Below are 15476 nucleotides of genomic sequence, written 5' to 3' on the forward strand. Positions count from 1 at the left end.
CCCCAATCCCCGCCACTCAAGCAGCGGCATAACGCACCGCGCTGCCGATCCAGCGCGCGACCACGCGGTCCGCAATGTCCGGCGCTTCGGCCAGCAGCCGTTCGGCGAGCACCTGCACGCGCGGCAGCAGCCCGGCATCGCGGGTGAGATCGGCGATGCGGAAAGTGGCCAGGCCGGTCTGCCGCGTGCCCAGCAATTCGCCGGGACCACGCAGCTCCAGATCCTTTTCTGCGATCACGAAGCCGTCGTTGGTCTGGCGCATGGTTTCCAGGCGTTGCCGCGCCATCATCGACAACGGGGCCTGGTACAGCAGCACGCAGCTGGACGCGGCCGCGCCGCGACCGACCCGGCCGCGCAACTGATGCAACTGCGCCAGACCCAGGCGCTCGGCATTCTCGATGATCATCAGCGAGGCATTGGGCACGTCCACGCCGACCTCGATCACCGTGGTGGCGACCAGCAGATCGGTAAGGCCCTGCTTGAAATCCAGCATCGCCTTCTGTTTTTCCGCCGCTTTCATGCGCCCGTGCACCAGCGCCACGCGCACGCCGGGCAATTGCGCGGACAGCGCTTCGAAGGTGGCCTCCGCCGCCTGGGCCTCGATCCTCGGCGGGCCACTGGGCGCGCCCTTGCCGGGCTCTTCGCTTTCTTCGATCAAGGTGCAGACCCAGTACGCCTGACGCCCTTCGGCGCAGGCGGCGCGGATGCGCTCGACCAGGTCCGGCCGACGCTCGGCACTGAGCACGATGGTCTGCACCGGCGTGCGCCCGGGCGGCAGCTCGTCGATGGCCGAGACATCCAGATCCGCATAGGTGGACATCGCCAGGGTGCGCGGGATCGGCGTGGCGGTCATCACCAACTGATGCGGCACGCTGCCGGCGGCCGCACCCTTGTCGCGCAAGGCCAGGCGCTGATGCACGCCGAAACGGTGCTGCTCGTCGATGATGGCCAGCGCCAGGTCGTGGAAGACCACCGCGTCCTGCATCAGGGCGTGGGTGCCGACCACCACCTGCGCCTGGCCGGAGGCCACCTCGGCCATCGCCGCGGCGCGCGCCTTGCCGGTGACCTTGCCGGCCAGCCAGACGATGCGCACGCCCAGCGGTTCCAACCAGCCACGCAGATTGGTCAGGTGCTGCTCGGCCAGCAGCTCGGTCGGCGCGGCCAGTGCGACCTGCTTGCCCTGCTCCACCGCCAGCATCGCCGCCAATGCGGCGACCACGGTCTTGCCGCTGCCGACATCGCCCTGCACCAGCCTAAGCATCGGCGACGGTTTTGCCAGATCGCGGGCAATCTGCGCGAACACGCGCTGCTGCGCACCGGTAAGCTGGAACGGCAACGCCGCGCGCAGTTGCCGCACCAGGGTGCCGTTGCCAGGCAGCAGCGGTGCGCGGAAGCGCTGCAAGGCGATGCGCTGGCGACGCAGGCTGAGCTGATGCGCCAGCAGTTCTTCGATCGCTAAACGCTGCTGGGCCGGATGCCCGCCTGCGAGCAGCTGCTGCGGGTCGGTGTTCACCGGCGGGCGATGCATGGTCAGCAGCGCACTGCGCAGCGACGGTAGTTGTTCGTCCTGCAGCCAATGCGGCGGCAGCAGTTCCAGCGCGGCCTCGGCCGGCAAGCGCTCCAGCGCCTGGCCGATGAGTTTGCGCAACGTGGCCGGGCCCACGCCTTCCAGCACCGGATAGACCGGATCCAGGCTGTCGCCCAGCCCGGCATCCTCGCCCGGTGCCAGCACGCGGTAACTGGGGTGCACGATTTCCCAGCCGTTCTGTCCCGGCTTGGGCGTGCCGAACACCCGCAGCCGCGTGCCCGGTGCGAACTGCGCGACCTGCGCCGCGCGGAAATGGAAGAAGCGCAGCACCACGCTGCCGTGCGACTCGTCCGAGACCGCCACCCGCAACACGGGCCGGTAACGGAAGCCGCGCTCCACCGCATCCACACGCCCTTCGATCTGCGCCGGCACGCCGCTCTGCAACTGCGCGATCGTGGTCAGCCGCGTGCGGTCTTCGTAGCGCAACGGCAGATGCAGCCACAGATCCTGTAGCGTCGAGATGCCGCGCGCAGCGAACTTCTCGGCCACCTTGGGGCCGACGCCGGGCAGGCTGGCAAGCGAGGCCTGGCCTGCGACGGCCAGGCGCGGGGTGACGGTCGCTGCGCGCGGCACGGCAGGGCGCTCGAGTCAGACGAGCTGGATCAGTCGAGCACCATCACCGCGTCGACCTCGAAGCCGGCACCCTTGGGCAGGCCGGAGACCTCGATGGTCGAACGCGCCGGGAACGGCGCCTGGAAATACTCCTGCATCACTGCGTTGACGGCGGCGAACTGGCCGAGATCGGTGAGGTACAGGCCCAGCCGCACGATCTTGTCGAGCGAGCCACCGGCGGCTTCGGCCACCGCCTTGAGGTTGTCGAACGCGCGGCGTGCCTGCACGCCGACATCGCCCGGCACGATCTCGCCGGTGGCCGGATCCAGCGGGATCTGCCCGGAGAAATACACCGTGTTGCCGGCACGCACGGCCTGGGAATACGGGCCAATGGCGGCAGGCGCCTGGTCGGTATGGATGATCTGGGACATGGCGACTCCATCAACACTGAAAACGAACGCGCATTGTATCGGCGCCTGCCGTTGACGGGCGAATGGGGCGTGGGCGGTGACGGTGCGCAGGCGTTGGCCGCCGACGTAGCGGCGTGTTGCCCGGTGGGCTGGGCATCTTGCAATGGGCTGGTGTCTGCCTGCGCGCGCGATGGCGTGGTGAGGCTGTGCGCGTGCGCCGCTGGAGGCCGCGCGACGGAGCACGAGGCTGCGCACGTCCCCTCATCCGCCCCGACGGGGCACCTTCTTCCGAAGGGAGAAGGGAACGGCGAGCCCCTCTTTTGCTGGACGCTAGCCCCTCTTCCGCTGGAAACGCTGGCCACTGTCCTGCGAAACAGGGCTTAGGTGAAGGCCCGGGCGAAGCCACGCCAAATGCGTTGCACTGTGGTGCGGCAGCGCTGCGGCGCGCGATGCTCCGGGGGTGCGACCTGTGCCGCGGGGTCGTCACGACGCACGGGGGCGGTCACGACACCGAGAGACGTGCAGCGCCGCATCATTGCTACCGACTCGGGAACATCGCCTCCTGCGCGGCGGCGCAACAGTCGGCCTGAGCGCTGCGCCACCCAGCGGCCCGCCACTGCGGAAAACCGGCAGGGCTAGGTGATCGGCGCCGGATTGAACAAGGCCAGATCGTTGTGCAGGCGGTGGTGCTCGGTCCAGGTGCGCTGGCCGCTGGCCACGTCCAGATAGCGCCGGAACAACTCCCAGCCCAATTGCTCCAGCGTCTTGTCGCCGGTCGCCACGCCGCCGGCATCGATGTCCATCAGGTCGGACCAGCGCTGCGCCAATTCGCTGCGGGTAGCCACCTTGATCACCGGCACCATGCCCAGGCCGTAGGGCGTTCCGCGCCCGGTGGTGAATACGTGCAGGTTCATGCCCGCCGCAACCTGCAAGGTGCCGCAGACGAAATCGCTGGCCGGGGTGGCGCAATACTGCAGCCCGCGCCCCTTGACCCGCTCGCCAGGCGGCACCACGCCGTTGATCGCCGAGGAGCCGGACTTGGCGATCGAGCCCATCGCCTTCTCCACGATGTTGGCCAGCCCGCCCTTCTTGTTGCCCGGGGTGGTGTTGGCACTGCGGTCGGCCTGGCCGCGTGCCAGGTAGGCGTCGTACCAGGCCATTTCGCGTACCAGCGCCCTGGCGACATCGGCATTGGCCGCGCGCGGCACCAGCAGATGGATGCCATCGCGCACTTCGGTGTTTTCCGAAAACATCACCGTGGCACCGGCGCGTACCAGCAGGTCGGCCGCCACGCCCAGGCCCGGGTTGGCGGTCACGCCGGAAAACGCATCGCTGCCGCCGCATTGCATGCCTACCACCAGTTCGCTGGCCGGCACGGTTTCGCGCCGACGTAGGTCCAGATGGCGCAGGCGTTCTTCGGCCATGGCCATGATCGAACCGACCATGTCGGCAAAGCCCAGGCTGGCTTCCTGCAGACGGTAGACGCCGCTGTCGTCGGCGCTGGCATCGTCCGGCAGCAGGCGCTCGGGCGCGAGTTTCTCGCAGCCCAGGCCCACGATCAGCGCCTGCCCGCCGAAGTTGGGGCTGCGCGCGATATTGCGCAGCGTGCGGATGGGGATGATGGCCTCCGGCGCGGTGATTGCCACGCCGCAACCATAGACGTGATTGATCGCCACCACATCGTCGACATTGGGATACTTGGGCAGCAGCTCGGTGCGGATGCGCTCCACCGCGTGGCCGAGCACGCCCACCACGCACTGCACGCTGGTCATGATGCCCAGAATGTTGCGCGTGCCGACACTGCCATCCCGGTTGCGATACCCCTGGAAGGTGTAGCCATCCAAGGGCGCGGGTGCGGGTGCCGGCTGCAGCGACAGATCCAGCGCGGCCAGATCGGGCGCTTCGGGCATCGCCAGCAATTGCTCGCTCACCCAGGCCCCGCGTGCAATGTCGGCATTGGCGGTGCCGATCACCGCGCCCAGGCGGATCACCGGCGCGCCGGCGGCCAGGTCGCGTAGCGCCATCTTGTGGCCCTGCGGAATGTGTTCGACGGCGGTGAGCCCATCCGGAAAGGTGGCGCCGGCCGGCGCGCCGTCATCGTTGACGACGATGGCGACGTTGTCGCGCGCATGGGCGCGGATGCTGAGCCAACGGGTGGGTTGCTGGGTTGCGGACATCGTGGGGCTACCTTGCAGGCGTGGGGTGGAGTGCATTACCGGTCGGGGCTGTCGAACTGACGGCGGTACTGCAGGATCAAGCGGTTTTCATCGACATTGCGCTGGTAATTGGAGCGGAAGGTGCCGTTGAACCAGATGACGCTCAAGTGCTTGAAGCGCTCGCTCTGGAATTGATAGGTGGTCAAGACATCGCGGGCCCACTCGCGGCCTTGGCCGGCATAGGTGGCCGGCTGCGCATGGTCGCCATTGATGTAGCGCGCCATGACGCTGAGACCGGGGATGCCGATGCTCTTGCCATCGATGCTGTAACGCAGCTGCCAGCTGCGCTCGCCGCGTTCGAGAAAGTCGTTGATGAAGGTCCAGTTGAAGACATTGCCGTCGGTGCCGCCCGGCCAGGGCATGGCGCTGGGGCCGGACAGGCGTTGATAGCCGGCGCCGAATTCGTGCCCGCCCGTGCGCCAGGACAGCATGCTGCTGAACATGCGGTTGTCGATCGGCCCGGCCAGCGACTGGGCGATGTCATCGGTACGGAAATACCGCAGATCCACACGCAGCTGGTCCTTGCCGAAGGTGTGCGTCTGGATCAGGTTATAGAGCTGCTGCCGGTAGATGTCTTCCATCACCGCGCCCTGATAGCGCAGTTGCGTGCCGGGCACGACGCTGTAGGTTGCCGAGAGCAGATTCAACGCATCCGAATCCGGCGTGCCCAGAAAACGGCGATTCTTGTTGGTCAAGGTGATGGGGACGCGCGAATCGCCATCGCGATACCAGGCGCTGGTGAAGCGCGCGAGCAGCAGATCGAGCTTTGGCACGTCCTTGGATTCCAGCGTCACACCCTGGAATGTTTCCGGCATGATGCGGGTGATGCTGGCGCGCACCAGCGGCTCGTTGGGAATGAAGCTGCCCCACTTCACTTCGGTTTGCGAGGCGCGCAGTTTGAGCGTGGGTGCCACCCGCGTCAGCGCATGTTGCGCAGTACCGTCGTCGTTGCTGGGCAGCAGGCCGGTGCCGCCTTCGGCGCGCACGCCATCGAGCTTGAAATCGCCGATACCCAGCAGATCCAGGCCCGCGCCGACCGACCCGCGGGTATAGCCGCTACGGGCATCGACCACAAACCCCTGCGCCCACTCGGCACGCTTGCCCTGCCCGTCGCCGCTGCGGAAATCGCGGTTGTAGTAGAAGTTGAGTGCGGTGACTTCGGCCGTCGCGCCATTCCAGAACCCCTCATCGGGGTGTTGCGCACGCGCACGCCCGGCCGCGCCGACCGCCAGCAGCGCTGCGCCGCTGATTGCCATCATGCTTTTCATTACTCGGTTCTCCACCTGCGGTGAACTGGCGGCCATGCGCTGCGGCCGGCGCTCCGGCAGCAGGCATGAGGGCGCTTCAGCGCACCAGACAGGGCCGCTTGTTGTCGAAGGTCCAATTGGGGATCAGCGCCTGCATGGCGGCGGCATCGTCGCGCGCGCCCAGGCTCAGGCTTTGATAGGTGCGATGCGCCGCCTCCAGCGCGTCCATGTCCAGCTCCACACCCAGGCCCGGCTTTGCCGGCACCTGGATCTGGCCACCGACGATCTGCAATGGGTCGTGGGTCAGGCGTTGGCCGTCCTGCCAGATCCAGTGCGTATCGATCGCGGTCACCCGCCCAGGCGCCGCGGCTGCGACATGGGTGAACATCGCCAGCGAAATATCGAAATGGTTGTTGGAATGCGAGCCCCAGGTCAGGCCCCAGTCGCGGCACAGTTGCGCCACTCGTACCGAGCCCTGCAACGTCCAGAAATGCGGGTCGGCCAGCGGGATATCCACCGACTGCAACTGGATGGCGTGGCCCATCTGCCGCCAGTCGGTGGCGATCATGTTGGTGGCGGTCGGCAAGCCGGTGGCGCGACGGAATTCGGCCATGATCTCGCGCCCGGAATACCCATCCTGCGCACCGCACGGATCTTCGGCGTAGGCCATCACGCCGTGCATGCCGCGGCACAGGGCGATGGCCTGATCCAGCGACCACGCGCCATTGGGATCGAGGGTGATGCGCGCCTGCGGAAACCGCGCGTGCAACGCGACAATGGCGTCGATTTCGTCTTCGCCGCGCAGCACGCCGCCCTTGAGCTTGAAATCGCGGAAGCCGTATTTCTCGTAGGCCGCTTCGGCCAGGCGCACCACCGATGCCGGCGTCAAGGCCTCCTGGTCCCGCACAGCCTCCCAGTCATCGCGGGCACCGCTGCCGTCGCGATAGTCAAACGCAGTCTTCCGCCGGTCGCCGATGAAAAACAGATAGCCCAGCACATCCACGGCGCTGCGTTGCTGGCCTTCACCGAGCAAGGCAGCGACAGGCTGGTCGAGGAATTGCCCGAGCAGATCCAGCAACGCCGACTCGATGGCCGTCACCGCATGGATGGTGATACGCAGATCGAAGGTCTGCAGGCCACGGCCGGCGCTGTCGCGGTCGGCAAAGGCGGTGCGCACCTGATTGAGGATGCGCTGATACTCGGCGATGGAGCGGTCGCGAATGAGCGGCGCTGCTTCCTGCAGCAAGCCGGCGATGGCCGCGCCGCCAGGCACTTCGCCCACGCCGGTGCGTCCGGACGAATCGCGCAGCACCAGCACATTGCGGGTGAAGTACGGCGCGTGTGCGCCACTGAGGTTGAGCAGCATGCTGTCCTGCCCGGCGACGGGCACCACGCGGATGTCGGTGATGCGCGGCGTGGCGCCGATGCTTGCAGGTGCGGTGTGGATAGTCATCGAAAGTCTCCCAGGACGGTCACAGCGTTGCGGGCACGGGCATGGACGGGCCGCCGGGCGGCGCCTTGAGTTCCACGCGCTTGATTTCGCCCACCACCACCAGATAGGACACCACCGCCAGCAAGGCATTGAGCCCGACGAAGACCAGCGCCCACTCGAAGGTGCCGGTGGTGGAGACGATGTAGCCGATGACGATCGGCGTGGTGATGCCGGCGATATTGCCGAAGGTATTGAACAGGCCACCGGACAGGCCGGCGATTTCCTTGGGCGAGGTGTCGGCCACCACCGCCCAGCCGAGCGCGCCGATGCCCTTGCCGAAGAAGGCCAGCGCCATCAGCCCGACCACCATCCATTCGGCCTGCACATAGTTGCAGCCGATCATCGTCACCGACATCAACATGCCGACAACGATCGGCGTCTTGCGCGCGACGGTGAGCGAGTAGCCCCGCCGCACCATGCGGTCGGACACATAGCCACCCAGCACGCCGCCGATGAAACCGCACACCGCCGGCAACGAGGCCACAAAGCCCGCTTCCAGGATCGACATGCCGCGCTCCTTGACCAGATACACCGGAAACCAGGTCAGGAAGAAATACGTCAGCGTGGTGATGCAGTACTGGCCGATGTACACGCCCAGCAACATGCGGTTGCACAACAACTGCTTGGCGTAATGCCATTGCGTGCCCTTGGGCTGGCGGCCGGGCTTGTTGCCCTGCTCCATGTCCACCAGCGCGCCGTTGCGCTGGATGTAGTCCAGTTCCTGCGCGCTCAGGCGCGGATGTTCGCGCGGGGCATAGATGGTCTTGCGCCACACCAGCGCCAGCAACACGCCAGCCGCGCCCATCACCAGAAACACATGCTCCCAGCCCCAGGCATGCACCAGCCAGCCCATCAACGGCGCGAACGCCACCGTGGCGAAGTACTGCGCGGAATTGAAGATCGACGCAGCCAGACCGCGCTCTGCAGTGGGAAACCAGGCCGCCACGATGCGGCTATTGCCCGGGAACGACGGCGCTTCGGCGATGCCGACCAGAAAGCGCAGCACGAACAGCGTGGTGACCGCCCAGGTCACCGGCACCCAGTCGATAAAGCCCTGCAAGGCGGTGAACAGCGACCAGATCAGCAGCGACAGGCCGTACACGCGCCGCGAGCCAAAGCGATCGAGCAACCAGCCGCCGGGAATCTGCCCGGCCACATATGCCCAACCGAACGCAGAAAAAATGAAGCCCATCTGCAGCGCGTCGATGCCCAGCGCATCCTGGACCGCGGAACCGGCGATGGACAAGGTGGCGCGATCGGCATAGTTGATCGTGGTGACCACGAACAGCATCAGCAAGATCAGGTAGCGCCTGCGCGGAACCGTCGTTGAACCGACCGTTTTTGAATCGATAGCCATCATCGTTCCTCACCTATGACGATGGAAGCGCACTGCGCTTCGGTACTCCACGTTGCGCCTGCGGATGGCGTACCGGACCCTCCTCCGGCACGCCTCAGGCATCGTTGCTGCGGCAGCCGTCAGTCGTGTCCCAGCGCGCCATCGACGCGTCGCCATAGCCCGAGCGGGTTGTCGTGCGCGACGGCGGCAGGCAACAGCGCAGCCGGCAGATCCTGGTAGCAGACCGGGCGCAGGAAGCGATCGATCGCCAGCGTGCCGACCGAGGTGCTGCGGCTGTCGGAGGTGGCCGGGAACGGGCCGCCGTGCACCATCGCGTGGCAGACCTCCACACCGGTGGGCCAGTCGTTGACCAGGATGCGTCCGGCCTTGCGCTCCAGCACCGGCAGCAATGCGGCGGCCAGTTCGGTATCGCCCACCTCCATGTGCAAGGTGGCGGTGAGCTGGCCTTCCAGGTGCTCGCTCAGCGCACGCAGCTGTTCGATGTCCCTGCAACGCACCAGCAGCGACGAGGCGCCGAAGACTTCGGCCTGCAGCGATTCATCGGCCAGGAAGGCATCGGCGTCGGTGCCGAACAACGCCGCCGGACAGCGCCCGGCGTCCGCCGCAGCGCCGCGTGCCAGCGTGCTGACCTGCGGGTGCGCGGCCAGACGCTGCACGCCTTGCGCGTAGGCCTGGCCAATGCCTGCGGTGAGCATCGCTGCCGGCGACACGGCCTGCAGCGTTTGCGTTGCGGATGCGACAAATGCATCCAGCGCCGGCGAATCGATCGCCAGCAGCAAGCCGGGATTGGTGCAGAACTGCCCGCTGCCCAGGGTCAGCGAGCCGACGAACGCTTTGCCCAGATCCGATGCGCGCGCCTGCAGCGCCTGCGGCAACAGATACACCGGATTGATCGCGCTCATCTCCGCATACACCGGAATCGGCTCGCGGCGTGCGGCGGCAATCTTGACCAGCGCCATGCCGCCGGCCCGCGAGCCGGTGAAACCCACCGCCTTGATGCGCGCGTCGGCGACCAGTCGTGCACCGATCTCGATGCCGGCGTCGAACAGCAGTGAGAACACGCCCTCGGGCAGGCCGCATTGCGCCACCGCCGCCTGGATCGCACGGCCCACCAATTCCGAAGTCCCCGGATGCGCGCTGTGCGCCTTGACCACCACCGGGCAGCCGGCCGCCAGTGCCGAGGCGGTATCGCCACCGGCCACCGAGAATGCCAGCGGGAAATTACTGGCACCGAACACCGCCACCGGCCCCAGCGCGATATGCCGCTGCCGCAGATCCGCACGCGGCAATGGCGTGCGTTGCGGCATCGCCGGGTCGATCCGCGCCTGCAGCCAGCTTCCTTCGCGCACCACGTTGGCGAACAGGCGCAGCTGCCCCACCGTGCGCCCCCGCTCGCCTTCCAGGCGCGGGCGCGGCAGGCCGCTTTCGTGCATGGCGCGTTCGATCAAGGCATCGCCCAATGCCAGGATCTGCTCGGCGATGGTTTCCAGGAAGACTGCGCGCGCGTCCAGCGTCGTTTCGCGGTAACGATCGAACGCCGCCCGCGCCAACGCACAGGCCTGTTCCAGATCCTGTGCGCTCACCGAGCCGAATGCCGGCTGCAATGCCGCACCGCTGGCCGCATCCAGCGCATGAAATTCCTCCCCTGCGCCGCGCACGTCGCGCTGCCCGATCAGCGATTGGCCCGTGATGCTGTGCATCAGCGGCGTCCTCCAATCAGTTGCTTGAGCTGGGCGAATTCGTCCTCGTCGAGGTCGGCCAGCGGCGTGCGGACCGGACCGGCCGGGCGGCCGACGGCGCGCATGCCGGCCTTGACGATCGACACCGCATAACCGGCGCGGCGATTGCGCAGCACGGTGTACGGCAACACGAAGTCATTGAGCTCGCGGTAGATGGTGACGTGGTCGCGCGCACGCACCGCTGCATAAAACGCCAGCGCCCACTCGGGCAGGAAATTGAAGATGGCCGACGAATACGTGGTCACGCCCATTTCCAGATACGGCAGCGCGAAGGTTTCGGCGGTGGGCAGTCCGCCCACGTAGAGCAATCGGTCGCCAAGGCGGGCGTAGATGCGGGTCATGCGATCCACATCGCCGATGCCGTCCTTGTAGCCCACCAGGTTGGGGCAACGCTCGGCCACCCGCGCCAGCGTCACGTCGTCGAGCTTGGCGTTGGCGCGGCCGTAGACGATCACACCCAGCCTTGTCGCCTTGCAGACGCGCTCGACATGGTCGGCCACGCCATCGGCATCGCACTCGGTGAGGTACGGCGGAAACAGCAGGATGCCGTCGGCAGCATTGCGCTCGGCAGCCTGCGCCATCTCCATGGCGATCGCGGTGCCGTAACCGGCCGGTGCGATGACCGGCATGCGGCCGGCGGTCTGGGTCACCGCTGCTCGCACGGCGCGATTCACTTCATCCAGCGTCAGCGAAAACAGCTCACCAGTGCCGCCGGCGGCAAACAGCCCCGCAGCCGGGTGCGAGGACAGCCAGTCCAGATTGCTGCGGTAGGCGGGTTCGTCAAAGGCCAGGTCGGCATCGAAATGGGTCACCGGAAACGACAACAGCCCGGCGCCAAGTGCTTGGGCCATTTCGGAAGGGGTGTATCTGCTGCTCATCGGACAAACGCTCCTGGGCGGGGGATGCGGTTGATCCTAGAAACGCAGATCGTTGCCGGTCCAAACCAAAGGACGTATTGTTTGATACACAAGTTGAATCAATCGCGTCATCGATCGATGTAGTGCGCCGCAAATGGCTGCTTTGCAACGCTTTTTCGACAGTGCGTAATTATGGCCGGCTGCGCCCGCCAACGTGGTCGTTGGCGTGGCAGCGCCTATTCATCGGCGCTGGCGGCGGAAGGATGTTGCGGGTGCAGCATCAATTCACCTGTTTTGCCATGCGAGGCCCGTCCCCCATGTTCGATCTGCAGCAACTGCGTTGCTTTGTCGCCGTCGCCGACGAACTGCACTTCCGTCGCGCGGCCGAGCGCCTGAACATGACCCAGCCGCCGCTCAGCCGGCAGATTCAGTTGCTGGAGCACAGCGTCGGCACCGCGCTGCTAGAGCGCAACAGCCGGCATGTGCGGCTGACCCAGGCCGGGCGCAGCCTGCTTGCCGAAGCGCGCGCGATCCTGCGCATGGCCGAAAACGCCGGCCTGCGCGCGCGCCGGATCGGCACCGGCGATGCCGGTAACGTGTCGGTGGGTTTCACCGCAGGTGCCAGTTACCGCTTCCTGCCCGAGGCCATCGCGCGGTGGCGCAGGCAAGCGCCGGATGTGGATCTGCAACTCAAGGAGATGGTCAGCCTGGCGCAACTGGACGCACTGGATGCAGGCCGGCTGGATATCGGCCTGTTGCGCCCGCCGATCCAACGCCAGGGCCTGCACAGCCGCTGCGTGGCACGCGAACCGCTGATCGCCGCGCTGCCGGAAGACTCTCCGCTGGCGCACCGCGACAGCCTGCGCCTGCAGGATTTCCACGGCCAGCCGCTGGTCAATTACGCACCGGACGAGGCGCGTTATTTCTACGATCTGCTGGCGCAATTGTTCGGTGCGCGCGGCATCGCGCCGCGCTCGGTGCAATACGTCAGCCAGATTCATTCGGTGCTGGCGCTGGTACGCGGCGGCATGGGCATGGCGCTGGTGCCCGAAGGCGCCAGCGGCCTGCGTTACGCCGGCATCGTGTACCTGCCGCTGCGCGAGGAAACCCCTGCCACGCCGGTGGAGCTGCACCTGGTGTGGAAACAGGATAACGACAACCCTGCGCTGGGTCGTTTGATCGCCTGAGCCGGGCAAGGCGCGTGCGCTGTCACAGACGCACGGCAGCGCAGCCAATGTCCAACGCGGGGACCGGATTCGAAGCAACTGGCAACACGACTGCGCCCCGCCGGGCGGGTGCGACCGGTGCCCGGTGCGGCATGGACCACGCGTACACGCCGGCTTTGAGCGCGACACCGACAGCCACCTGACGACTGCTCGCTACGATTTGTTCGCCGCTTCTACTGCCGCCCCACGCTCTGCACCACGTGCAGGCGCCGCAGCCGGCGCATCACTTCGGCCAGATGGCGGCGGTCGCGGACCTGGATGTTGAAGCGCAGCACCGCCGCGTTGAAATCGCGGTCCAGGTAATCCACGCGCTCGATATTGGACTGGCTCTGCGCAATCGCCGCAGCCAGCTGGGCCAGCACGCCGGTGCGGTTTTCCACCTCGACGATCAAGGCGGTGTCGTAGTCGCCACTGACGCTGGAATCCCAGTCGATCGGCACCCAGCGTTCGGGCGATTTGCGCAGCTCGGCCAGGTTGGGGCAGTCCAGACGGTGCACCACGATGCCCTTGCCGGCGGTGTGGTAACCCATGATTTCGTCGCCGGGAATCGGCTGGCAACAGTTGGCGAAGCTGATCACGCCACGCTCGCTGCCGTCGATCAGAATCTTTTCGTGCGAATGCTTGGAGTGGCCGCCACCGCGCAATTCGGCGTAGGCCATCAGCGCCTGCGCGGCCTGGGTCGGCATCCAGTTGCCCAGCGCCACGTCGGCCAGCAAGGCTTCCAGGCGTGGATAGCGGTGCTCGGTGAGGAAGGCGTCCAGGCGGCCCTTGGGCAGCCGCTCCAGCGAGCTGTCCATCGCTTCCAGCGCGCGATCGAGCATGCGGTGGCCGAGCTGCACGGCGTCTTCGTGTTCGAGCTGCTTGAGCTGGTGGCGGATCGCGGTACGCGCCTTGCTGCTGACCACGAACTCCAGCCACTGCGGCTTGGGCGTGGCCGAGCGCGCGGTGATGATTTCCACCGCCTGCCCGCTGACCAGCTTGGTGCGTAGCGGCACCAGCTTCTTGTCCACCCGCGAGGCGACCGCGCGGTTGCCTACGTCGGTGTGCACCGCATAGGCGAAGTCCAGCGCGGTGGAGTTGCGCGGCAGCGCCAGGATCTTGCCCTTGGGCGTGAACAGATAGACCTCGTCCGGGAACAGGTCGACCTTGACGTTGTCCAGGAACTCCAGCGACGAGCCCGCCGCGCGCTGCGAATCGATCAGCTCCACGATCCAGTCGTGCGCGCGGCTCTGCGCGCTGTTGGGCGAGGCCGAGCCGACCTTGTAGGTCCAGTGCGCGGCCACCCCGCGTTCGGCGATCAGGTCCATCTCCTCGGTGCGGATCTGCACTTCGATCGGCGAGCCATACGGGCCGAACAACACGGTGTGCAGCGACTGATAGCCGTTGGCCTTGGGGATGGCGATGAAATCGCGGAAGCGCCCGTCCAGCGGCTTGAAGGTGGCATGCACCGCGCCCAGCGCGTGATAGCAATCGGCCACCGAACGCACCACCAGGCGGAAGCCGAACACATCCATCACCTGGTCGAAGGACTTGTTCTCTTCGTGCATCTTGGAATAGATGCTCCAGGGCGTCTTGATGCGGCTGACCAGGCGGTGCTCCAGCCCTTCCTTGGCCAGCCGCTGCGACAGCTGCACTTCCACCTGCGCCATCGATTCGCGCCGCACCACCGGCTGGCTGCGGATATGTTTTTCGATGATGGCATGACGCCACGGATACAGCGCGCGGAAGCCCAGGTTCTGCAGCTCGGACTTGATCAGGCTCATGCCCAGGCGCTGGGCGATCGGCGCGTAGATTTCCAGCGTTTCGCGCGCGATGCGGCTGCGCGCCTCGCTGCTCTGCGCGCCCAGCGTGCGCATGTTGTGCAGGCGGTCGGCCAGCTTGATCATGATCACGCGCAGGTCGCGCGACATCGCCAGCAGCATCTTGCGGAAGCTCTCCGCCGCCGCTTCCTGGCGGTCGCGGAACTTGAGCTTGTCCAGCTTGGTGACGCCATCGACCAGCTCGGCCACCGCTTCACCGAATTCCGACGCCAGCTCTTCGCGGGTCAGCGGGGTGTCTTCGATGGTGTCGTGCAGGATCGCGGCGATCAGCGATTCCATGTCCAGGCCGAGCTCGGCGAGTACGCCGGCCACCGCGACCGGATGGGTGATGTACGGCTCGCCCGACTTGCGGGTCTGGCCGGCATGCGCGCTGGCGCCCACTTCCCAGGCACGGCGCAGGATCGGCAGCTGCTCCTTGGGAAGGTAGCTGGCTGCGCGTTCGAAGTGCAGGACGTAGTCGGGGATGGCCTGGTCGGAAGACGGAGACGTCACGACGGTCGCCTGGGCAGTGGGGCCTGGGTTCATGCCGGAAGACTATGCCAGCAGCGCAGTCACGGCAAACGTTTGCACACTGCAGGCGACAACGCGGGCCTGAAACGAAAACAGCCCGCACATGGCGGGCTGTTCAGATCGATCGCAGCGATGCGAACAATCAATCGTCGTTCTTGGACATGTCTTCGTCGGCAACCACTTCGGCAGCGGCCCATTCCAGCGCCTCGCGTTCAGCACGCTCGCGCTCGGCCTTCTCGACTTCGTCGATCAGCGCATTGTCGATCCGGCGTGCGGCGATCTCGCGCAGTGCCATCACGGTGGGCTTGTCGCTGGCGTCGGCATTTTCGATCAACGGCTGCACGCCGTTGGCGAGCTGACGGGCGCGCTTGGACGCCATCATGACCAGCTCGAAACGGTTGTTCACGACTTCCAGGCAATCTTCTACGGTAATGCGGGCCATGCGGGCTCCCGGCGACCAGC

Annotated in this window: 11 protein-coding genes and 1 other RNA gene; 2 read left to right on the forward strand and 10 right to left on the reverse strand. The window is 66.7% G+C overall.

The genetic code is table 11. The features are described from left to right. Window positions 1-16: 16 nt before the first annotated feature. The 8 genes from recG to kdgD all read right to left on the reverse strand — a co-directional run bounded on the left by recG (window position 17) and on the right by kdgD (window position 11479). Window positions 17-2161 carry an ATP-dependent DNA helicase RecG gene (gene recG, locus AC1KVE_RS14285; protein ID WP_481092401.1) on the reverse strand — a complete coding sequence of 715 codons (2145 nt, stop codon included), beginning with the start codon at window positions 2159-2161 and terminating at the stop codon, window positions 17-19. Between the two features lie 29 nt (window positions 2162-2190). Continuing rightward, window positions 2191-2571 carry a RidA family protein gene (locus AC1KVE_RS14290; RefSeq protein WP_024938123.1) on the reverse strand — a complete coding sequence of 127 codons (381 nt, stop codon included), beginning with the start codon at window positions 2569-2571 and terminating at the stop codon, window positions 2191-2193. 614 nt (window positions 2572-3185) lie between these two features. Further along, window positions 3186-4727: a galactarate dehydratase gene (gene garD, locus AC1KVE_RS14295; protein WP_435012278.1), complete on the reverse strand. Its 1542-nt coding sequence runs from the start codon at window positions 4725-4727 to the stop codon at window positions 3186-3188. A gap of 35 nt (window positions 4728-4762) precedes the next feature. Beyond that, window positions 4763-6034 (reverse strand): OprD family porin, encoded by a 1272-nt coding sequence (locus AC1KVE_RS14300; protein ID WP_481092402.1) that lies wholly within the window; start codon window positions 6032-6034, stop codon window positions 4763-4765. Window positions 6035-6110: 76 nt separating this feature from the next. Then, a complete protein-coding gene (gene gudD, locus AC1KVE_RS14305; RefSeq protein ID WP_081008578.1) occupies window positions 6111-7466 on the reverse strand; it encodes a glucarate dehydratase in 1356 nt (451 codons plus the stop codon). A gap of 19 nt (window positions 7467-7485) precedes the next feature. Continuing rightward, a complete protein-coding gene (locus AC1KVE_RS14310) occupies window positions 7486-8865 on the reverse strand; it encodes an MFS transporter (protein WP_046344127.1) in 1380 nt (459 codons plus the stop codon). 116 nt (window positions 8866-8981) lie between these two features. Further along, window positions 8982-10562 carry an aldehyde dehydrogenase (NADP(+)) gene (locus AC1KVE_RS14315; protein WP_184456626.1) on the reverse strand — a complete coding sequence of 527 codons (1581 nt, stop codon included), beginning with the start codon at window positions 10560-10562 and terminating at the stop codon, window positions 8982-8984. After that, a complete protein-coding gene (gene kdgD / locus AC1KVE_RS14320) occupies window positions 10562-11479 on the reverse strand; it encodes a 5-dehydro-4-deoxyglucarate dehydratase (RefSeq protein WP_184456624.1) in 918 nt (305 codons plus the stop codon). The genes AC1KVE_RS14315 and kdgD overlap by 1 nt, the downstream gene beginning before the upstream one ends. Window positions 11480-11775: 296 nt before the next feature. Here kdgD and AC1KVE_RS14325 point away from each other — a divergent pair, with 296 nt between their 5' ends. Next, on the forward strand, window positions 11776-12645 hold the full coding sequence (locus AC1KVE_RS14325; RefSeq protein ID WP_046344132.1) for a LysR family transcriptional regulator: 870 nt from the start codon (window positions 11776-11778) through the stop codon (window positions 12643-12645). Between the two features lie 131 nt (window positions 12646-12776). Beyond that, a non-coding RNA gene (locus tag AC1KVE_RS14330) (sX9 sRNA) lies at window positions 12777-12853 on the forward strand. 4 nt (window positions 12854-12857) lie between these two features. Here the strand turns inward: AC1KVE_RS14330 and AC1KVE_RS14335 are convergent. Beyond that, window positions 12858-15029, reverse strand: coding sequence for a RelA/SpoT family protein (locus AC1KVE_RS14335; RefSeq protein WP_024938122.1), 2172 nt, complete (start codon window positions 15027-15029; stop codon window positions 12858-12860). Between the two features lie 127 nt (window positions 15030-15156). Next, the gene (gene rpoZ / locus AC1KVE_RS14340; protein ID WP_002812428.1) at window positions 15157-15456 is read right to left on the reverse strand and encodes a DNA-directed RNA polymerase subunit omega; all 300 of its coding nucleotides are present in this window, start codon (window positions 15454-15456) and stop codon (window positions 15157-15159) included. Window positions 15457-15476 lie beyond the last annotated feature (20 nt).

The organism is Xanthomonas sp. NCPPB 2864 (assembly GCF_056675615.1).